We start from the raw sequence: 20279 nt of genomic DNA, 5'->3' as shown, positions 1-20279 counted from the left end.
CGCAGGTCCCGGGGGCCGGAACCGAAGGGAAACCTCACCATGTCGATCACGATCCGCACCGCCCTGGCAGCTGTCGCGCTCGTCGGCGGCACCGCCCTCGCCGCGGTGCCGGTGGCGTCCGCCGCCGACTCCCCTGCCGCCGCCCGCGGCGCCCAGGCCGGTGGCTTCCACATGTACCAGCACGACAACTACAACAAGGGTCGCGAGGGCGGCTGGGCGTACGTCACGCGCACCGACAAGGACCTCCGGAACAACTACTGGGACCGGGGAGGGAAGGTCGACAACGGCACCAGCTCGGTGAAGAACCAGACGCGCAAGTACGTGGACCTGTACCAGAACGTCGCCAACGCCCAGGGCCGGTGCACGGGCGCGCACACGACGTCGTACCCGGGCACCAGTGACAAGAACCTGAGCAATGACGCGATCAAGGACAACCGGCTGAGCTGCGTCATCTTCCGCTAGGACCGCGGGTGGGGGTGGCGCCCATACCGACGGGCGGGCGCCACCCCCACCGCACGGGCCCACCGGAAGGGAGCTGAGGAGGGGCCATGACCATCCGTTCCAGCGCGGTCCGCTCGGGCGCGGGCCTGCTGCTGTTGTGCGCCACCGTGGCCGGGGCCGCCGGGTGCGCCGCCACGGCACCGGCCCAGCGGCCGTCCCAGGGCGAGGTGGCCGTTCCGGCCGTCGGCGCCGAGGCCCGGAGCCTCACGCTGCCCTTCGACGCCTACGAGTTGTCCGACCGGGACATCCACACGATCGAGTCGGCCGAAGACCTCCTGCTGCGCCGTTGCATGCGCGATCGGGGCATGGGCTGGAAGCTGCTGCCCCGCGCGGCGGGCAGGGACCTGGCGCCGCCGAACCGCACCCGGTACGGACCGGTCGAGTCCGAGGTCGCCCGCCGCTTCGGCTACCACGCTCCCCCTCCCCTGCCGACCGTCGCACGGCGCAAGGCGGCGGACACCGCACGGGACGCGCGGCTGACGACCCGGCAGCGCCGGGCCGCGTACGGGAGGAACGGCACGGGCGGGTGCTGGAAGGCGGCGCACGCGCGGCTGCTGCGCGGCGCGCCGACGTCCGATCACGCCTTGTTCAACCGGCTGGTGACGCGCACCTTCGAGCGGTCCCGGCGCGACGCGGCCGTCCGCCGGGGCGTGCGCGCGTGGAGCGCCTGTCTGCGCGAGGCGGGCTTCCGTCACGCCGATCCCCTGAGCGTCGCCGACGCTCACGCCTGGGCGGCGTCGTCCCGGCCGTCCGCCCGAGAGGTCCGTACCGCGGTCGCCGATGTGCGGTGCAAGCGGAGGACCCGGCTGGTCGAGATCTGGCGCACCGCCGAGGCGCGCCTCCAGACGGAGACCATCCGCGCGCACGCCCGGAGCTTCCGCGCGCTGAAGGCCGCCAAGCGGCACTGGCTGCGCGCGGCGGACCGGGTGACCGGCCGGGTGCCCGCCCGGCGCGACGCCGACGGTGAGGTTGGTTCAGGGGCGGGCCGGGGCGCCGGGCCGAGCCGCGCTGCCGGGCAGCGGTGTGGTGGCCGGGCGGCCCGCGAGCACGTCGAGGATGTTGTCGACGGCGAGGTCGACCATGGCGGCCCGGGTGGCCTCGGTGGCCGAGCCGATGTGCGGAAGCGTCACCACGCGCTCCTCGCCGACCAGGGGTGACAGGTCGGCGCCCATGGGTTCGCGCTCGTAGACGTCCAGGCCCGCCGAGTGGATGTCGCCCTCGCGTACGGCGCGCAGCAGGGCGTCCTCGTCGATGACGCCGCCGCGGGAGGTGCTGACCAGGGTGGCGGTGGACTTCATGGCCGCCAGCTCGGCGGCGCCGATGAGGTGGCGGGTCTGCGGGGTCAGGGGGACGTGCAGCGAGACCACGTCGGCCTCGGCGAGCAGGGTGGGCAGGTCCACGGCCCGGGAGGGCGGGTCCTGGGTGTCGTCGGGCGCGAACGGGTCGTGGTGGATGACGCGCATGCCGAAGCCCTGGGCGCGGCGGGCCACGGCGCGCCCGATCTGGCCGAAGCCGACGAGGCCGAGCGTCGCGCCGTGGATGTCCAGGCCCAGGTAGTCGTCCATCCGGAACAGGCCCCACTGTCCGGCGGCGAGGGAGTCGCGGGCGGCGCCGAGCCGCCTGCGGGCCATGAGGATGAGGCTGAAGGTGAGGTCGGCGGTGGTCTCGGCGAGGACGCCCGGGGTGTGGGTGACCACGACTCCGCGCTCGGCCGCCGCCTCCCGGTCCACGGCGTCGAATCCCATGCTGGCCAGTCCGACGACCTTCAGCGAGGGTCCGGCGGCGTCGAGGAGGGCGGCGTCCACCCGGTCGTTGCCCAGGCAGAGGATGGCGTCCGCACCGGCGGCGAGGGCGTGCAGTTCGGCCGGTTCGGGCTTGCCGTCGCCGTCCCAGCGCACCAGGTCCGACCCGGCCGCCAGCCGGTCCAGGCCGCCGCCGGGCAGGGCGGGCCGGGTGGTCAGCACTCGCTGCGTCATCACGCCACTCCTCAATTTTTCCACTCAGTGGAAAATCTATCTGTTCAACGGAAAGTATCGTCAGGACCGCAGGTGGCGGATGTCAACCACTGGGTGAAAATAGATTCCGTTCAGTGGTAATTTGCACAGCGTGAGCACCAGTGATGTCCCGGCCGATGTCGTCGGCCGGGCGATCCGGCTGCTCGTCCTGGTCGGCGAGCACCCCCACGGCATCACCCTGTCCGCGCTGGCCCGCGAGAGCGGCGTCCCCGTCAGCACCTCGCACCGGCTGGTCAACGCCCTCTGCCGGGAGGGCCTGGTGGAGTTCGAGGCCGCCGGCAAGCGCTACAAGCCGGGGCTGCGGCTGTTCCAGCTCGGCCAGCAGGCGGGCCAGGTGTACGGATTCGCCGGTACCGCCCTGCCCGTGATGCAGCGCGTGACACGGCAGACCGAGGAAGCCACCCTCATGTCCGTCCTGGACGGCACGCGCCACCTGTACGTGCACTACGTGGACGGCCCCCAGCCGGTCGGCGTGCGCAGCGACCCGGGCCGCCACGGCCCGCTGCACTGCACCTCGATGGGCAAGGTCCTGATGGCGTTCGCCCCCGACGACGTACGCACCGACCTACTGGACCGCGTCGAGCTGACCCCGCACGGGCCGAACAGCATCACCGACCGCGGCGCCCTGCGCGAGGCCGTCGCCCGCGCCGCCGAGCGCGGCTACGCCACGGCCGACGAGGAACACCACCGCGGGCTGCGCGCCGTCGCCGTGCCCGTGCTGCGGCCGGACGGCAGCGTCTTCGCGGCCCTGTCCACCGCCGCGCCCGCCTTCCGCCGCGGCATGGACGACCTGGTCGCCATGGTGCCGCTGCTCCAGGCCGCGGCGTCCGAACTGGGTGTCCGGCTGCCCGCACGCTGAAGGGGCACGGGGGTCAGCACTCGATGACGTTGACCGCGAGCCCGCCCCGCGCCGTCTCCTTGTACTTGACCTTCATGTCGGCGCCGGTGTCCTTCATGGTCTTGATGACCTTGTCCAGGGACACATGGTGGCGGCCGTCGCCGCGCAGCGCCATCCGCGCGGCGGTGACGGCCTTGACCGCCGCCATGCCGTTGCGCTCGATGCAGGGGATCTGCACCAGACCGCCGACCGGGTCGCAGGTCAGACCCAGGTTGTGTTCCATGCCGATCTCGGCGGCGTTCTCGACCTGCTCGGGGCTGCCGCCCAGCACCTCGGCCAGGCCACCGGCGGCCATCGAGCAGGCGGAGCCGACCTCGCCCTGGCAGCCGACCTCGGCACCGGAGATCGACGCGTTCTCCTTGAAGAGCATGCCGATGGCGCCCGCGGCGAGCAGGAAGCGGATGACGCCCTCCTCGTCCGCGCCGGGGACGAAGCGGGTGTAGTAGTGCAGGACGGCCGGGATGATCCCGGCGGCGCCGTTGGTCGGGGCGGTCACGACACGGCCCCCGGCGGCGTTCTCCTCGTTGACCGCCATCGCGTACAGCGTCACCCACTCCATCGCACGCGCGGCCGCGTCGCCCTCGGAACGCAGGGCGCGGGCGGCGTTGGCCGCGCGGCGGCGGACCCTCAGCCCGCCCGGCAGGATGCCCTCCTGCGTCAGCCCGCGGGAGACGCAGGACTCCATGACCCGCCAGATCTCCAGCAGCCCCGCCCGGATCTCCTCCTCCGTGCGCCACGCCTTCTCGTTCTCCAGCATCAGCGCGGTGATCGACAGACCCGTTTCGCGGGTCAGGCGCAGCAGCTCGTCGCCGGTGCGGAAGGGGTGAGCCAGCGGTGTGGCGTCCGGCTTGATGCGGTCCTCGCCGACCGCGTCCTCGTCGACGACGAAGCCGCCGCCGACCGAGTAGTAGGTCTTCTCCAGCAGCGGATGACCGGTCTCGTCGTACGCGAGGAGCGTCATGCCGTTGGCGTGGTACGGCAGGGACCGGCGGCGGTGCAGGACCAAGTGGGAGGCGGCGTCGAAGTCGATCTCGTGGGACGGGCCGATCTCGGCGCCGAGCAGGCGGAGGCGCCCGGTGGCGCGGATCCGCTCGACGTCCAGGTCTGCCCGGGCGACGTCGACAGTGTGCGGCTCGTTGCCCTCCAGACCAAGGAGGACGGCCTTGGGGGTGCCGTGGCCGTGGCCGGTGGCGCCGAGGGAGCCGAACAACTCCGCGCGCACCGAGGCGGTCTGGGCGAGCAGGCCGTCCTGCTTCAGCCGGGCGGCGAACATGCGGGAGGCCCGCATGGGGCCGACGGTGTGCGAGCTGGACGGGCCGATGCCGATCGAGAACAGGTCGAAGACGCTGATTGCCACGCCGTACTCCGTGGGGTGGGTGGGGCGTGCCCGGACGTGTCGCGGGCACGCCCCCGCGGGGTTGTCGGGCCTATGTCGGGGCGGTCGCCGTGGGCGCGGTGAGGGTGCGGCGGAGGCGGTTGAACAGCTTCGGCTGGTTCATGGTGAGCACGGCGACGGCGGCGCCCTCGTGCCGGTAGACGGCGGCGAAGGAGCGGCTGGCGACGTCGCCCTCGACCACCTCGGGCTCGGCGCCGGGGACGACGTGTCCGGCGAGCTGGATGCGCACCCGGTACTGGTCGGACCAGAAGTGCGGCGCGGTGCGCGGCGGGTCCGCCGATACGCCGGAGAGCAGGGTGCGGGCGGCGGTCTTGGCCTGCTCGGTGGCGTTGCTCCAGTGCTCGATGCGGGCGTGCCGTCCGGTGAACGGGTGGGGGCAGCGGGCGACATCGCCGACCGCGACCACGCCCGGGATGCTGGTGGCGCATCCGGCGTCGCACACCACGCCGTCGTCCACCTTCACGCCGGAGCCGTCGAGCCAGTCGGTGACGGGCCGCACCCCCACCCCGGCCACGACGATGTCGGCGGGCAGCAGCCGCCCGTCCTCCAGCTGTACGCCGGTGACCCGGTCGTGGCCGGTGAATCCCGCCACGCCGGTTCCGCACAGCAGCCGCACCCCGTGGTCGGTGTGCAGGGAAGAGCACACCAGCCCCATCTCGCGGCCCAGTTGGCGTTGCAGCGGTACGTCGAGCGCTTCGACGACGGTGACGTCGAGCCCGAGCCGGTGGGCGGTGGACGCCACTTCGGCGCCGATGAATCCGGCGCCGATGACGACGACGCGGGGCAGTCCGTCGAGCAGTTCGGCGCGCAGCGCCTGGGCATCGTCCAGGGTGCGCAGGGTGTGGACACCGGCGAGTCCGTCCGTGCCGGGGAGCGCCCGGGGGGTGGCGCCGGTGGCGACGACGATCCCGTCGGTCCGCACCTCGCGCCCTCCGGCCAGGGTGACGGTCCGGGCCGTGGTGTCGAGGGCCACCGCGCGCTCGCCGAGCAGCCATTCCGCCTGGAGCTCCTCGTACTCCTCCGCGTCGCTGAGCATGAGCTCGTCGGGGCCGATCTCCCCCTTCAGGAACTCCTTGGACAGCGGCGGGCGGTCGTAGGGCGCGTGGCGCTCCTCCCCGACGACGACGATGTCGCCGTCGAAGCCTTCCGTGCGCAGCGCGCGGACGGTGCTCAGGCCGGCCAGTGACGCTCCGACGACGGTGATGCTCCTCATACCGACTCCCCGACGAAGATGTGGCGCAGTACGTGGCCGTCGATGCGGCACGCCGTGATCATGGGTACCTCCGGATTGCGGTGCCCGACTGGGATGGGAAGCCGTCTTGCCGGGCGGTGACACCCGGCTGTGCGGCGGAGTGGAAGAGACGGCGGTCCGCCTCTGTCTCGAACGGAACACTGTCTCGAATGGAACAACGCGATGCGCTATACGCAACATGCTTTGCCACGGTTCCGGGGGTTGTCAAGAGCCCCCGGAAACGCGGTCAGGGGCGCACGCGGCGGGGGTCGAAGAGCGCGATGGGGTGCTGGGTGGTGCCCTCGGTGGCGAGGTCGGCGAGGATTTCGCCGACCACGGGTACGAACTTGAACCCATGGCCGGAGAATCCGCAGGCCACCGTCACCCTCGGATGCTCGGGATGCTGGGCGAGGACGAAGTGTTGGTCCGGGGTGTTGGCGTACATGCAGGCCGTGGCCTTGAGGAAGCGGCCGGGCAGCGTGGGGATGCGCAGCCGCAGATACTCGGCCATGGCCGCGATCTCGTCCGAGCGGACCCGGCGGTCGACGGTCTCGGGGTTACTGGGGACGCCACCGCGGAAGAAGGCGGCCTTGACGCCGCCGTCGGGACCGTCGAGGGCGGGAAAGCCGTAGATCTGCGTGCCCTCCGGGTCCTCCCAGATGTAGACGGGGTGGCGGTCGGCAGTGAACGGGCCGGTTCCGCCCTGGGGCCGGAACCAGTACATGACCTGGCGTTCCACCGTGACCGTCACGCCGATGTCGGAGAGGAGGTTCGACGCCCAGGCCCCGGGGGCGATCACCAGCCGGTCAGCGGTGTAGATGCCGCGGTCGGTGACCACCCATGCCTTGCCGCCCGGGCCGTCGGCCTGCCAGCCGAAGACGGTTTCCGCGAAGTGCAGTTCGGCGCCGTGGATCCGGGCGAGGTCCAGGTGGGCGGTGACGGTCGCCTCCGGCCGCGCCACCCCGGCTCCGCTCTCGTAGAAGGCGACGTCCTCGGCGGCCGGTTTGAAGGTGGGGAAGCGACGCCGGAGGTCGGCGGCGGTGAGGACTTCGTGGTCCAGCCCCCACTGCTCGGCGCTGCGCAGGGTGCCCGCGAGCGCCGCGTTGTCCTCACGCCCGATGACCAGGCCGCCGGTCCGGGTGAACACCTCGTGGCCGGAGTCGGCGGCCAGCTTCTCCCACAGTTCGTGGGCGCGGAGCAGCAGGGGCACATAGGCCGGGTCCTCGTACGCCTGCCGGTAGATGCGGGATCCGCCGTGGCTGGAGCCGAGGTTGTGGGCCGGGCCGAAGCGCTCCAGGCCGAGCACGCGCTGACCGCGGGCGGCGAGGTGGTAGGCGGCCGCGCTGCCCATGCCGCCCAGGCCGACGACGATCACGTCGTACGAAGGGGCCATCCGTCCGTCTCCCCTGGCTGTCCTGGCTCTTCTGGATTCTCTGCCGGTAATGCGCGGGTTCTGCGGGCGCTCATGGTCCTCCTCGGAATTCGGGACTTCTGACGGCTCGTCAATATCCCCGGTCCACCCACGCCGCGAGCTGGGGCGCTTCGGCCCCGATCACGGTGGTGCCGCCATGTCCGGTGTGCACGGCGGTGGAGGCGGGGAGGGTGAACAGCCGGTCGCGGATGGAGGCGATGATGGTGCCGAAGTCGGAGTAGGAGCGGCCGGTGGCTCCGGGGCCGCCCTGGAAGAGGGTGTCGCCGGAGAACAGGGCTCCCAGCTCGGGCGCGTACAGGCAGACCGCGCCGGGGGCGTGCCCTGGTGTGTGCAGCACATACAGCCCGGTACCGGCCACGCTCAGCAGCTCGCCGTCGACCAGGTCCCGGTCCGGCTCGGCATGGGGGTGTACGGACTTCCACAGCACCGCGTCCGCCGGGTGGAGCAGGATGGGGGCGCCGGTGCGGGCGGCGAGGGCGGGGGCGGCGTTGATGTGGTCGTTGTGGGCGTGGGTGCACACGATGGCGACCAGGCGCCGGTCGCCGACGGCTTCCGCGATGGCCGCTTCGTCGTGTGCGGCGTCGATGACCATGACTTCGCGTTCGTCACCGATCAGCCAGACGTTGTTGTCCACCTCCCAGCTGCCCCCGTCCAGCTCGAAGGTCCCGGAGGTGACCAGGTGCTCGATGCGCGCCGTCACAGGACCACCACCGAGCGCAGGACCTCACCGCGGTGCATCTTGGCGAACGCGGCCTCCACGTCGTCCAGGGCGATCTCCTCGGTGACGAAGCGGCCGAGGTCGAACCGGCCCTGCTGGTAGAGGTCGATCAGGGCGGGAAAGTCCCGGGAGGGCAGACAGTCGCCGTACCAGGAGGACTTCAGCGCTCCGCCGCGGCCGAAGACGTCCAGCAGGGGCAGTTCGACGGTCATCTCGGGGGCGGGGACGCCGACCAGGACCGTGGTCCCGGCCAGGTCGCGGGCGTAGAACGCCTGCTTGTAGGTCTCGGGGCGGCCCACCGCGTCCACGACGACGTCGGCGCCGAATCCGCCGGTGATGCCGCGGACGGCCTCGACGGCGTCGGTCTGGGAGGAGTCGACGGTGTCGGTGGCGCCGAACTCCTCGGCCCACTTCAGCTTCCGCTGGTCGACGTCGACGGCGATGATGCGGCTCGCTCCGGCCACCTTGGCGCCCGCGATGGCGGCCATGCCCACGCCGCCGCAGCCGATCACCGCGATCGAGTCTCCGCGGCCGACGCCGCCGGTGTGGACCGCGGCGCCGAATCCGGCCATCACACCGCAGCCGAGCAGTCCCGCCGCGGTGGCCGAGGCGGTCGGATCGACCTTGGTGCACTGCCCGGCGGCCACCAGGGTCTTCTCGGCGAAGGCGCCGATGCCCAGGGCCGGGGACAGCGGGGTGCCGTCGGCCAGGGTCATCGGCTGGGTGGCGTTGTGGGTGTCGAAGCAGTACCACGGCTTGCCCTTGCGGCAGGCCCTGCACTGGCCGCACACCGCACGCCAGTTGAGCACGACGAAGTCCCCCGGCACGACGTGGGTGACGCCCTCGCCGACCGCCTCGACCACGCCCGCGGCCTCATGCCCGAGCAGGAAGGGGAACTCGTCGTTGATCCCGCCCTGCTGGTAGTGCAGATCGGTGTGGCAGACACCGCAAGCCTGCACCTGCACCAGCGCCTCGCCCGGTCCGGGGTCCGGCACCAGGATGGTCTCCACCGAGACCGGAGCGCCCTTCTGCCGGGCGACGACGGCGCGTACCTCGTGTGTCACTGTCGCACTCCTCGTTGAGGGGCGGCCGAATGCGGGCTTCGGCCGGATGTTTTCGATGGCGGGGACGCCGGACCGCTCCACGGGGGACGATCGGCGAGGGAAGGGAATGAACTCCGCCCGAGCCGTCGCGACTTGTTGCGCATGGCGCGTGCTGCTTCACTATGAGCAACAATCTGTCTTCTAGGCGACCGCTGTCAAGGAGTTGGCCGCACGAACTTTCCCCGCTTCCCTTCGGCCGCGGAGGACGGCCGGGAACTCCGGGAGTCGCCGGGCAGCGCGCTGGTCTCCGCCAGTGTGCGGCCCCGTGTTTCCTCGGCCCACGCCATGGACACCAGCCAGCCCAACAGCGTGATGCCGGCGCCGATCAGCATGGTCGTGCCGATGCCCAGCGCACTGAGGGAGATCGGCAGCAGATAGGTGCCCGCGGCGGCGCCGATGCGGCTGATGGAGGTGGCCACACCGCCCGCGGTGGCCCGGATGTTGGTGGGGAACAGCTCGTTGGGATACGTCCACTCCAGCACCGTGGGACCGCCCGAGAGGAGGGCGTAGGTACAGAAGCACACGATGACCACCCCGATGGGGAGCGCGGAGCCGCCCCCGAGCACCAGGAGCGGGATCACCATCAGGGCGAACGACCAGGTGATGACGGGGCGGCGGCCCACCCGGTCCACCAGGCGCAGTGCGGGGACGCAGCCCAGGACGAAGACGATGCTGATGAGCGCCGAGCCCAGGTTGCTGGTGTGGCCCTCGCCGAGGCCGAAGGAATCCAGAATGGCGGGGCCGAAGGTGTACAGGGCGAACATCGGCGTGATCTGGCACATGTAGAACAGCCCGCAGAACAACGTCCGCCGCAGATAGGTGCCTTCGAAGAGGTCACGGATCTGGTTCTTCTCCACCGCCTGCTCGGCGGCCGAGGCTGCGAGCAGTTCGTCGATGGAGATGGTGCGGCCGAGGGCCCGTTTGATCGATTTCTGGGCGTCGGCAGTGCGGCCCTTGTTCACCAGCCACAGCGGGGATTCGGGGGTGCCGACGCGCAGCAGCAGGATCACGGCGCTCAGTACGGCGCCGGAGGCGAGCATCCACCGCCAGGTGCCGTCGCCGCCGATCTCGGCCAATACGTAGCCGACCACATAGGCGGAGGCCGCGCCGACGTACCAGGAGAGGGTCAGGATGCCGAGCAGCCTGCCCCGGTGCCGGTTGGGCACCCATTCGGCCAGCAGGGACGTCGCGATCGGATAGTCGGCCCCGATGGCCATGCCGAGCACGAAGCGCAGCACGACGAATTGCCAGGTCTCGGTGGCGAACACCGACAGCAGCGATCCGCCCACCAGGACCGCCAGGTCGACGGTGTACATCGCCTCACGGCCGAGCTTGTCGGTGACGGCACCGAAGAACAGCCCTCCGACGAAGATGCCGACCAGGGCGGCGGCGCCGATGAGGCTCTCGTCCCCGGTGGTCAGCTGGAGCTCGTTGCTCATGCCGACCAGCGCGACGCCGATGATGCTGAGCAGATAGCCGTCCAGGAAGGGGCCTCCGGCGCAGGCCCAGGTGAGTTTTCGGTGGAATCGGCTCAGTGGCGCCTCGTCGATGGCGGGGATGGACATCTGACCTCCGAAGGTTGGGGGGACGGTCGCGGTGGGCGGCTCACACCCGCGCCGCGCTGAGCGCGGGCGCGGCGGCGGCAGCGGCGCGTTCGGCGGTCTCGACGACGTTGGCGAGCAGCATGGCCCGGGTCATCGGGCCGACGCCGCCCGGCATGGGGGCGACCCATCCGGCGACCTTGGCGACATCGGAGTGGACGTCGCCGAGCAGGCCGTCCTCGGTGCGGGTGATGCCGACGTCGAGGACGGCGGCGCCGGGCCGGACCATGTCCTCGGTGACGATCCCCGGGGAACCGGCGGCCGCGACGACGATGTCCGCGTCGCGCACGTGCCAGGCCATGCCCTTGGTACCGGTGTGGCACAGCGTCACGGTCGCGTTCTCCGACCTGCGGGTGAGCAGCAGCCCGAGGGGGCGGCCGACGGTGACCCCGCGGCCGATGACGCAGACCCGCGCTCCGGCCAGCGGGACGTCGTGGCGGCGCAGCAGTTCGACGACGCCGCGCGGGGTGCAGGGCAGCGGGCCGTCGACGCCGAGCACGAGCCGGCCGAGGTTGGCCGGGTGCAGGCCGTCGGCGTCCTTGGCGGGGTCCATGCGGGCCAGGACGGCGCCGGTGTCGAGGCCGCGGGGCAGCGGCAGCTGCACGATGTAGCCGGTGCAGGCGGGGTCGGCGTTGAGTTCGTCGACGACGGCCTCGACCTGCTCCTGGGTGGCGTCGGCGGGGAGTTCGCGGCGGATGGAGGCGATTCCGACCTGGGCGCAGTCGCGGTGTTTGCCCGCGACGTAGGCGTGGCTGCCGGGGTCGTCGCCGACGAGCAGCGTGCCGAGCCCTGGCGTGTGGCCCTGGGCGGCCAGGGTGGCGACGCGCGCGGCGAGTTCGTCGCGGATCGCGGCCGCGGTGCGGCGTCCGTCGAGAGCGTGTGCGTTCATGGGGTTCCTCTTCCTCAGCCGCGCAGGCGCCGCATGGACGGGTCGAACAGGGGCTCCTCGGCGACGGCGGCGGGGACGCGCCGTCCGAAGTAGCCGATGTGCAGGGTCCGGCCGGGGGTGGCGAGTTCGGCGGGGAGCCAGGCGTAGGCGATGCCCTTGCCGATGGTGTAGCCGTACGCGGCGCTGGTGACGTAGCCGACCGGGCGGTCGCCGTCGTACACCGGCTCGTGGCCCATGACGACGTCGCGCGGGTCGTCGATCGTCAGGCAGGTGAGGCGGCGGGTCACGTTCTCGGCGCGCCGCTCCAGCGCGGCCTTGCCGATGAAGTCGTCCTTGTCGCGCTTGACCGCGAAGCCGACTCCGGCCTCGTACGGGTCGTGTTCGTAGGTCATGTCGTGGCCGAAGGAGCGGTAGCCCTTCTCCAGGCGGAGGCTGTTGAAGGCGCCGCGCCCGGCGGCGATGATGCCGTGTTCCCGGCCCGCCTCCCAGAGGGTGTCCCAGAGCTTGGTGCCCATGTCGGCGGTGGTGTACAGCTCCCAGCCCAGTTCGCCCACGTAGCTCAGGCGCATGGCGGTGACGGGGACGGCGCCGATGTGGGCGCGCTTGGCGCGGAAGAACTTCAGGCCCTGGTGGGAGAAGTCCTGGTCGGCCAGGGGTTGCAGGACCTCACGCGCCTTGGGGCCCCACAGGCCGATGCAGCAGGTGCCGGCGGTGATGTCGCGCACCTGCACCGAGCCGTCCTCGGGCAGGTGGCGGGTGAACCAGTCGAGGTCGAGGTTGCTGTTGGCGCCGACCTGGAAGTGGTCGCGGCCCAGCCGGGCGACGGTCACGTCGCTGCGGATTCCGCCGTCGTGGTCGAGCGTCAGGGTGTAGGTGACGGAGCCGATGGACTTGTCGACGTTGCCGGTGGTCAGGTGCTGGAGGAAGGCGGCGGCTCCGCGGCCGGTGACCTCCAGGCGCTTGAGGGCGGTCATGTCGTACATCGCGACGCCCTCCCGCGTGGCCTGGGCCTCGGCGCCGACGGTCGGCGACCAGTAGCGGGCCGCCCAGTCGCCCGGTACGGGGATGTCCCGCCCCGCCACCAGGGCGTCGTTGGCCTCGTACCACTGGGGCCGCTCCCAGCCGGTGGCCTCCAGGAAGACCGCGCCCAGTTCCTGCTGGCGGGGGTGGAAGGGGCTGGTGCGCAGGGGGCGGGGCGCGCCGGGCGGCTGGAGGGGGTGGAGGATGTCGTACACCTCGACGAAGTTCTGGCAGTCGCGGGCCAGTACGTACTCCGGGGCGAGCTGGTGGGGCTCGAAGCGGTTGACGTCGCATTCGTGCAGGTCGAACGACGAGCAGTGGCCGTCGACGAGCCATTCGGCCATGGCGCGGCCGACGCCCGCGGAGTGGGTGACCCATACGGCCTCGGCGACCCAGAAGCCCTTGACGTCCCGCGACTGGCCGAGCAGGGGCAGTCCGTCGGTGGTGAAGGAGAACAGTCCGTTGATGCCCTCCTCGACCTCCGCCTCCTTGGTGGCGGGCAGCAGGGCCTGGGTCTCGGTCCACGCCTCGGCGAAGTCGTCCTCGGTGAAGCGCAGGACGGAGGGCATCTCCTCGGCGGCGTCTACGGAGAGGATGTCGTCCGCGTCGATGGGCATGGGCCGGTGCCCGTAGTAGCCGATGCCGAGCCGGTCGAAGCGGTCGCGGTAGTACAGGTCGGCGTCCTGGTGGCGCAGGATGGGGCGGATGGCCTCCTGGTCCTGCCCGGCGAGGGCGGGCACCGGCCCGGTCCACGCCAGCTGGTGGGCCAGTGGGGTCAGCGGGAGGTCCATGCCGGCCATGCGGGCCACCTTGGGGCCCCAGATCCCGGCGCAGCACACCACGATGTCGGCGGGGATCTCCCCCTGGTCGGTGAGGACGGCCGTGACCTGGTTGCCGTCGTCGGTGAGGATGTCGAGGACCTCGTGGCGGCCGAGGGTCGTCACGCCACGGACGCGGGCGGCGCGGAGCTGGGCCTCGACCGCGAGGACCGCCTTGGCCAGGCCGTCGGTGGGGATCAGCAGTCCGCCGAGGACGCGCTCGCGCGCCACCAGCGGATGCCGTTCGACGCACTCGTCCGGGCCGATCACCCGGGATTCGATGCCCCAGGAGTCGAGCCAGCCCTGGCGGCGGTGGAGTTCGGCCAGGCGCTCGGGGCTGGTGGCGACCTCCAGGCCGCCGACCTCCAGGAAACAGGGCTGTCCGTCGACGTCGAGGGAGCAGAACTTCTCGACGGTGTAGCGCGCCAGCTCGGTCATGGTCTTCGACGCGTTCGTCTGGAACACCAGGCCGGGGGCGTGGGAGGACGACCCGCCGGTGGCGGGCAGCGGGCCCTGGTCCACGACCGTCACTTCGGTCCAGCCTCGGGAGGACAGTTCGTCCGCCAGCGCCGCCCCCACGACGCCCGCGCCGATGATGACCACTCGCGGTCCCGCCATCACATACCTCCAGTTGCGTTCAGCGCAACGTGCCTCGCATTGCGCAACTCACAGTGCAGGGGGGTCAGGGTGGTGTCAAGGGTCGAATCATGGAAACGGCGGGCCGCGGAAGACCCCTTGACCGCCCGGCCACCGCACTGGACCATGTTGCGCATCACCCACAACGTTGCGCCATACGCACCAACGGAGGATGCCATGTCTCCTCGTCCGCAGCCCGGCCGCGAGTTCGTCCTCACCCTTTCGTGCCCGGACCGGGCCGGGCTCGTCCACGCCGTGGCCAGCTATCTCGTCAGCCACTCCGGCAACATCCTGGAGAGCCAGCAGTTCGACGACCGGCGGCAGGACCGCTTCTTCATGCGGGTGCACTTCGACGTCCTGGACCCGGACGTCTCCCTTCCGGACCTGCGGGCCGGTTTCGGTCCGGTGGCCGAGGCGCACCGGATCAGCTGGCAGCTGCACGACGCGACGACGCCGACCCGCACGCTGCTCATGGTGTCGAAGTTCGGCCACTGCCTGAACGATCTGCTGTTCCGCAAGTCCACCGGCCAGCTAAAGATCGAGATCCCGGCGATCGTCTCCAACCACCGCACCTTCGAGCCGCTGGCCGAGAACTACGGCATCCCCTTCCACCACATCCCGGTGACCCCGGAGACGAAGCACGAGGCGGAGGCGCGGCTGCTGCGGCTGGTGGACGAGCTGGACGTCGACCTCGTGGTCCTCGCCCGCTATATGCAGATCCTCTCCGACGACCTGTGCAAGCAGCTCGACGGCCGGGCGATCAACATCCACCACTCGTTCCTGCCGAGCTTCAAGGGCGCGCGGCCGTACGTGCAGGCGCATGAGCGCGGGGTGAAGCTGGTCGGGGCCACGGCCCACTACGTCACCTCCGACCTCGACGAAGGCCCGATCATCGAGCAGGACGTGGTCCGCGTGGACCACTCGCGCGCCCCGGACGAGCTGGTCACCATGGGCCGCGACGTCGAGGCCCAGGTGCTCGCCCGCGCCGTGGAGTGGCACAGCGAGAGCCGGGTGCTGGTCAACGGCAACCGCACGGTCGTCTTCCGCTGAGGACCGGACTCCGAGGGCGCCACCGGCTTCCGGCGAGCAACGCCCTCCGGTGGCCCCTGACCGGCGGGACCGGCGCTCACCTGCACGTATAGTTGCGTTATGAGCAACTACACGGCAGATGGTGGAACGACACGTCCCCCGCCGGGGACCGGGGTGCAGTCCGTCGACCGTGCCGTCAGCGTCATGGAGATCCTCGCCCAGCGCGGCGAGGCGGGCGTGAGCGAGGTCGCCGCCGAGATCGAGGTCCACAAGTCGACCGCGTTCCGCCTGCTCGGAGCGCTGGAGGCACGCGGTCTGGTCGAGCAGGCGGCCGAGCGGGGCAAGTACCGGCTCGGCTTCGGGATCGTGCGGCTTGCGGGCTCGGTCATGGGCCGCCTCGACATCACCCAGCAGGGGCGGCCGGTGTGCGAGCGGCTGGCCGAGGAGATCGGCGAGACCGTCAACATCGCCGTCCTGCGGGAGCACTACGCGGTCAACCTCTACCAGGTGCGCGGCCCGGGCGCCGTCGGCACCCACCGGTGGGTGGGGCAGCTCACCCCGCTGCACGCCACGTCCAGCGGCAAGATCCTGCTGGCCCACCTGTCCGCGAAGGAGCGCGCCGCGGCGCTCAAGGCGTCCGGCATGGAGAAGCTGACGCCGCGCACCCTGACCGCCAGGACCAAGCTGGAGAAGAACCTCACCGAGACGCGCGAGCGCGGGTACGCGGTGACGCTGGAGGAACTGGAGATCGGGCTGCACGCCATGGCGGCCCCGATCCGGTCCGGAGACGGCGAGGTCGTCGCCGCCGTCAGCGCCTCCGGCCCCGCCTACCGCTTCACCGAGGAACGCATCCCCGAGCTCGCGCCCGTGCTGGTCGAGGGCGCCGAGGAGATCAGCCACCGCATGGGCTACGCGGGCTGAGCCCGGCCGGGCCCTGAGCCGCGGGCCGGTTCCGCCTGCGCCTCCCCGTCGGAGCGTGCCGTGTGTCCCTCCAGCCGGACCACGATGCTCTTGGACGTCGGTGTGTTGGAGGTGTCGGCCACCGAGCCGAGTGGGACGAGCACATTGGCCTCGGGGAAGTAGGCCGCGCAGCAGCCGCGGGGGGTGTCGTAGCCGATGGCGCGGAAGGCCTCCGCCCGCCGCTCCGAGCCGTCCGCCCATTCGCTGACGAGATCCACCAGGGCGCCGTCGGCGATGCCGCGCTCGGCGAGGTCGTCGGGGTGGACGAAGACCACCCGGCGCCCGCGGCGGATGCCGCGGTAGCGGTCGTCGAGGCCGTAGATGGTGGTGTTGTACTGGTCGTGGCTGCGCATCGTCTGGAGCAGCAGCCGCCCCGGCGGCACCCGGAGCACCTCCAGCGGGTTGACCGTGAAGTTGGCCTTGCCGGTGGAGGTGGGGAAGCGCCGCTCGTCGCGCGGGGCGTGCGGCAGGGTGAAGCCGCCGGGGTGGCGCACCCGGGTGTTGAAGTCGTCGAAGCCGGGCACGACCCGGGCGATGCTGTCGCGGACGGTGTCGTAGTCGGCCTCGAAGGCCGCCCACGGCACGTCGCCGTCCGGTCCGAAGAGGACGCGGGCCAGTCGGCACACCACGGCGGGCTCGGAGAGCAGCCGCGGTGAGGCGGGCGCCAGCCCGCCGCGCGAGGCGTGCACCATCCCCATCGAGTCCTCGACGGTGACGAAACGATCCGCCCCGTCCGGTCCCCGGTCCCGTTCGGTGCGGCCGAGAACGGGGAGGATGAGGGCCTCCCGGCCGCAGACGGCATGGGAGCGGTTGAGCTTGGTGGAGACCTGTACGGTCAGGCGGCAGTTGCGCAGGGCGCGCTCGGTGGCGCCCGTGTCCGGGGCGGCGGAGACGAAGTTGCCGCCCATGGCGAAGAACACCTTCACCTCGCCGGTGCCCATCGCCCGGATCGTCTCCACCGCGTCGAAGCCGTGGTGGCGGGGCGGGTCGAAGCCGAATTCGTCCCGCAGCGCGTCGAGGAATTCCGGCGCCGGTTTCTCGTAGATGCCCATGGTCCGGTCGCCCTGGACGTTGGAGTGGCCGCGCACCGGGCACACTCCGGCGCCGGGACGGCCGATGTTGCCGCGCAGCAGCAGGAAGTTCACCACCTCGCGGATGGTGGGCACCGAGTGCTTGTGCTGGGTCAGCCCCATGGCCCAGCACACCGAGACCGACGGGGCGGAGAGGACGTCACGCGCGGTGGCCTCGATGTCCTCGCGCGCGAGTCCGGTGGCCTCGGCGACGTCGTCCCAGTCGAGCTTGCGCAGCTGCTCGGCGCAGGCGTCGAAGCCGTCGGTGTGCGCGGTGATGAAGTCGTGGTCCAGGACGGTGCCGGGGGCGGCGTCCTCGGCGTCGAGCAGAAGCCGTGACAGCGCCTGGAAGAGCGCCAGGTCGCCACCGAGCCGTATCTGGAGGAACCGGTCCGCCAGGGCCGTGCCGCCCCCGGCGACACCCCGGGCGTTCTGCGGGTTCTTGAAGCGCATCAGCCCGGCCTCGGGCAGCGGGTTGACCGCGACGATGCGCGCGCCGCGCCGCTTGGCCTTCTCCAGCGCGGACAGCATCCGCGGGTGATTGGTGCCGGGGTTCTGCCCGACGACGAAGATCAGGTCGGCGCGGTACAGGTCGTCGACGCTGACGCTGCCCTTGCCGATGCCGATCGTCTCGGTGAGCGCCGAACCGCTCGACTCATGACACATGTTGGAGCAGTCGGGCAGGTTGTTGGTCCCGTACTGCCGCACCAGGAGCTGATAGAGGTAGGCGGCCTCGTTGGAGGTGCGGCCCGAGGTGTAGAAGGCTGCCTCGTCGGGGCTTCGCAGCGCCCTCAGCTCCCGGCAGACGACGTCGAACGCCGCCTCCCAGGACACCGGCACATAGGTGTCGGATCCTGCGGGCTTGTACATCGGCTCGGTGAGACGGCCCTGCTGGCCCAGCCAGTAGTCGCTGCGGCCCGCCAGCTCGCCCACCGGATGCGCGGCGGAGAACTCCCGCGTCACCCGGCGGACGGTGGCCTCCTCGGCGACGGCCTTGGCGCCGTTCTCGCAGAACTCGGCCGCGCTGCGGTGGTCACCCTCCGGCCAGGCGCAGCCGGGGCAGTCGAAGCCGTTCTTCTGGTTGACCTTCAGCAGGGTCAGCGCGGTGCGCCGCACCCCCATCTGGTCGTACCCCATGCGCAGCGCATGGGTCACCGCGGGAATCCCGGCGGCCCAGTCCTTGGGCGCCGACACCTCCAGTCCGTCCTCGCCGGGGTCCTCGCGCGGCGCCTTGCGTGCCATGACGGCCTGCTCCTCGTATCGGTGTGGTGCCGGGTGGGACGTGCTCGCTATGCGCCGAGCCGGGCCTGGAGCCAGGCGTGGAATTCACCGATGTGGTGCTCGCTGGGCACCAGGACACCGCCCTTGGTGTACGCCCGGGACGCCATCCCAGGCTGGGTGCGCTCGCACGCGTCGAAGTCCTGCTGATTCACCCGGTGGAACAGCTCCACCGAACGCTCCACGTCCGCACCGCTGTCCACCACGTGCGGGAGGTAGAGCCAGTCACACTCGACCACCGTGCGGTCGGCGGCCAGCGGATACATCCGGTGGAAGACCACGTGATCGGGCACGAGGTTGATGAACACCTGCGGCCTGACCGTCATCGCGTAATAGCGGCGGTCCTGTTCTTCGGCGACCGTGGGAATGCGGTCCAGCCCTTCCGAGCCGTCGACCGTGAATCCCTTGGCCTCTTCGCCGAACTCCGCGCCGTGGCCCACGTAGTACTGCGCGGCGAACCCGTCCGCGAACTCCGGCAGCACCTCCGTCAGCTCCGGGTGGATCGTCGCGCAGTGGTAGCACTCCATGAAGTTCTCGATGATGAGCTTCCAGTTGGCCTGCACGTCGTACGTGATCCGGCGCCCCAGCCGCAGCCCGTCGATCCCGTAGTTCTCGATGGACTCGGCGTCGCCCAGCCGCTCGACCACGGCACCGATCACCTCGTCCTCGAACGACGGGGGGTTGTCGGCCAGGCACACCCACACATACCCCAGCCATTCCCGGACATGGACCTTGATGAGCCCGAATCCGACCCGGTCGATGTCCGGCATCGACGTCAGGTTCGGCGCCGCCACCAGCTTTCCGTCCAGACCGTAGGTCCAGGCGTGATAGGGGCATTGGAAGGCCCGCTTGACCTCGCCCGACTCCTGTGTGCACAGCTTCGCGCCACGGTGCCGGCAGATGTTCAGGAACGCCTTCACCGAACCGTCCCGGGCGCGGGAGATCAGCACGCTCTCCCGGCCCACCTGGCAGGTGCGGAAGCTCCCCGGCTTGTCCAGTTCGGAGGCCCGGGCCGCACAGAACCACATGGCCTCGAAAACCCGCTCCTGCTCCGCCGCGAAGATCTCGGGATCGGTGTAGAACTCCCCCGACAGCGTGGAGATCAGGCTCGGGGACACACTGGTGGTGGTCATCGATGTCACCTCAGGAGATGTCAGACGCACACGCCTGGTCCGCCGGGCGTCGCGCGTCGGGCCGTCATCGGCGGTTCGCGATGACGCGTTCCCCATTGTGCAACAGTCGGCGTATTACGCAACAGAGCCTGGGCGCAGGATGCCTGCGCCCAGGCCGAGCGCCATACTCCTCACACCGCTCCGCTGGCGAGCCGGGCGGCGGGGCAGGCGGCCGGGAGGTTCGGCATGGCGTCGGACAGCTCGAGGTAGACCATGCCGTCCTCGACCAGGACCTGGTGGGTACGGACGGGGCGCCGGGCGGGCGGGGCGTCCACCCCGCCGGTGCGCAGGTTGAACTTCGAGGCGTGCAGCGGGCATTCGACCCAGCACCCCTCCACCCAGCCGTCGGCGAGCGAGGCGTCCTGGTGGGTACAGGTGTCGTCGATCGCGTACACCTCGCCGTCCTCGGTGTGGAACACGGCGACGGGCGGGTCGAACTCGAGCCGGACCGAGTCGCCTCGCGGCACATCGTCGAGACGGCACACAGGAATCATCATTGACCACCTTGGTGC

The 20279-nt window shown here is 71.3% G+C and carries 16 protein-coding genes; 4 read left to right on the top strand and 12 right to left on the bottom strand.

The window, feature by feature from the left end:
* Nucleotides 1-39 precede the first annotated feature (39 nt).
* The gene (locus ACH4TL_RS37315) at nt 40-462 is read left to right on the top strand and encodes a hypothetical protein (protein WP_398332019.1); all 423 of its coding nucleotides are present in this window, start codon (nt 40-42) and stop codon (nt 460-462) included.
* Between the two features lie 1013 nt (nt 463-1475).
* On the opposite strand, the gene ACH4TL_RS37310 is transcribed toward ACH4TL_RS37315, so the two are convergent.
* Nucleotides 1476-2477 (bottom strand): 2-hydroxyacid dehydrogenase, encoded by a 1002-nt coding sequence (locus tag ACH4TL_RS37310; RefSeq protein ID WP_398332016.1) that lies wholly within the window; start codon nt 2475-2477, stop codon nt 1476-1478.
* Nucleotides 2478-2607: 130 nt separating this feature from the next.
* Between ACH4TL_RS37310 and ACH4TL_RS37305 the strand changes: the two genes are divergently transcribed.
* Nucleotides 2608-3375 carry an IclR family transcriptional regulator gene (locus tag ACH4TL_RS37305; protein ID WP_398332013.1) on the top strand — a complete coding sequence of 256 codons (768 nt, stop codon included), beginning with the start codon at nt 2608-2610 and terminating at the stop codon, nt 3373-3375.
* Nucleotides 3376-3388: 13 nt separating this feature from the next.
* On the opposite strand, the gene ACH4TL_RS37300 is transcribed toward ACH4TL_RS37305, so the two are convergent.
* The 8 genes from ACH4TL_RS37300 to ACH4TL_RS37265 all read right to left on the bottom strand — a co-directional run bounded on the left by ACH4TL_RS37300 (nt 3389) and on the right by ACH4TL_RS37265 (nt 14240).
* Entirely contained in the window at nt 3389-4771 is a 1383-nt protein-coding gene (locus tag ACH4TL_RS37300) for an L-serine ammonia-lyase (RefSeq protein WP_398425427.1), read from the bottom strand.
* A gap of 70 nt (nt 4772-4841) precedes the next feature.
* Entirely contained in the window at nt 4842-6023 is a 1182-nt protein-coding gene (locus ACH4TL_RS37295; RefSeq protein WP_398328101.1) for an NAD(P)/FAD-dependent oxidoreductase, read from the bottom strand.
* A 265-nt stretch (nt 6024-6288) separates the two neighbouring features.
* The gene (gene solA, locus ACH4TL_RS37290; protein ID WP_398328098.1) at nt 6289-7434 is read right to left on the bottom strand and encodes an N-methyl-L-tryptophan oxidase; all 1146 of its coding nucleotides are present in this window, start codon (nt 7432-7434) and stop codon (nt 6289-6291) included.
* 109 nt (nt 7435-7543) lie between these two features.
* The gene (locus ACH4TL_RS37285; RefSeq protein WP_398328094.1) at nt 7544-8173 is read right to left on the bottom strand and encodes an MBL fold metallo-hydrolase; all 630 of its coding nucleotides are present in this window, start codon (nt 8171-8173) and stop codon (nt 7544-7546) included.
* Nucleotides 8170-9255, bottom strand: a complete 1086-nt coding sequence (locus ACH4TL_RS37280) for an S-(hydroxymethyl)mycothiol dehydrogenase (RefSeq protein ID WP_398328091.1) — start codon at nt 9253-9255, stop codon at nt 8170-8172. Before ACH4TL_RS37280 ends, ACH4TL_RS37285 begins: the two co-directional genes overlap by 4 nt.
* A gap of 194 nt (nt 9256-9449) precedes the next feature.
* Complete coding sequence (locus ACH4TL_RS37275) at nt 9450-10859, bottom strand: MFS transporter (protein ID WP_398328088.1); 1410 nt, start codon at nt 10857-10859, stop codon at nt 9450-9452.
* Between the two features lie 40 nt (nt 10860-10899).
* Nucleotides 10900-11784, bottom strand: a complete 885-nt coding sequence (locus ACH4TL_RS37270; RefSeq protein WP_398328085.1) for a bifunctional methylenetetrahydrofolate dehydrogenase/methenyltetrahydrofolate cyclohydrolase — start codon at nt 11782-11784, stop codon at nt 10900-10902.
* 14 nt (nt 11785-11798) lie between these two features.
* A complete protein-coding gene (locus ACH4TL_RS37265; RefSeq protein ID WP_398328082.1) occupies nt 11799-14240 on the bottom strand; it encodes an FAD-dependent oxidoreductase in 2442 nt (813 codons plus the stop codon).
* A 195-nt stretch (nt 14241-14435) separates the two neighbouring features.
* On the opposite strand from ACH4TL_RS37265, the gene purU reads away from it, so the two are divergent.
* Both purU and ACH4TL_RS37255 read left to right on the top strand, forming a co-directional pair.
* Entirely contained in the window at nt 14436-15308 is an 873-nt protein-coding gene (purU, locus tag ACH4TL_RS37260; protein WP_398328079.1) for a formyltetrahydrofolate deformylase, read from the top strand.
* A 99-nt stretch (nt 15309-15407) separates the two neighbouring features.
* On the top strand, nt 15408-16208 hold the full coding sequence (locus tag ACH4TL_RS37255) for an IclR family transcriptional regulator (RefSeq protein ID WP_398328076.1): 801 nt from the start codon (nt 15408-15410) through the stop codon (nt 16206-16208).
* On the opposite strand, the gene ACH4TL_RS37250 is transcribed toward ACH4TL_RS37255, so the two are convergent.
* The 3 genes from ACH4TL_RS37250 to ACH4TL_RS37240 all read right to left on the bottom strand — a co-directional run bounded on the left by ACH4TL_RS37250 (nt 16196) and on the right by ACH4TL_RS37240 (nt 20264).
* On the bottom strand, nt 16196-18559 hold the full coding sequence (locus ACH4TL_RS37250; protein WP_398328072.1) for an FdhF/YdeP family oxidoreductase: 2364 nt from the start codon (nt 18557-18559) through the stop codon (nt 16196-16198). The genes ACH4TL_RS37255 and ACH4TL_RS37250 overlap by 13 nt on opposite strands.
* A 47-nt stretch (nt 18560-18606) precedes the next feature.
* Entirely contained in the window at nt 18607-19728 is a 1122-nt protein-coding gene (locus tag ACH4TL_RS37245; protein WP_398328069.1) for an aromatic ring-hydroxylating dioxygenase subunit alpha, read from the bottom strand.
* 170 nt (nt 19729-19898) lie between these two features.
* Complete coding sequence (locus ACH4TL_RS37240) at nt 19899-20264, bottom strand: bifunctional 3-phenylpropionate/cinnamic acid dioxygenase ferredoxin subunit (RefSeq protein ID WP_398328066.1); 366 nt, start codon at nt 20262-20264, stop codon at nt 19899-19901.
* Nucleotides 20265-20279: the final 15 nt, after the last annotated feature.

Source organism: Streptomyces sp. NPDC021115 (assembly GCF_044333065.1).
Taxonomy (GTDB): domain Bacteria; phylum Actinomycetota; class Actinomycetes; order Streptomycetales; family Streptomycetaceae; genus Streptomyces.
This window is presented reverse-complemented; position numbering and strand designations above follow the sequence as displayed.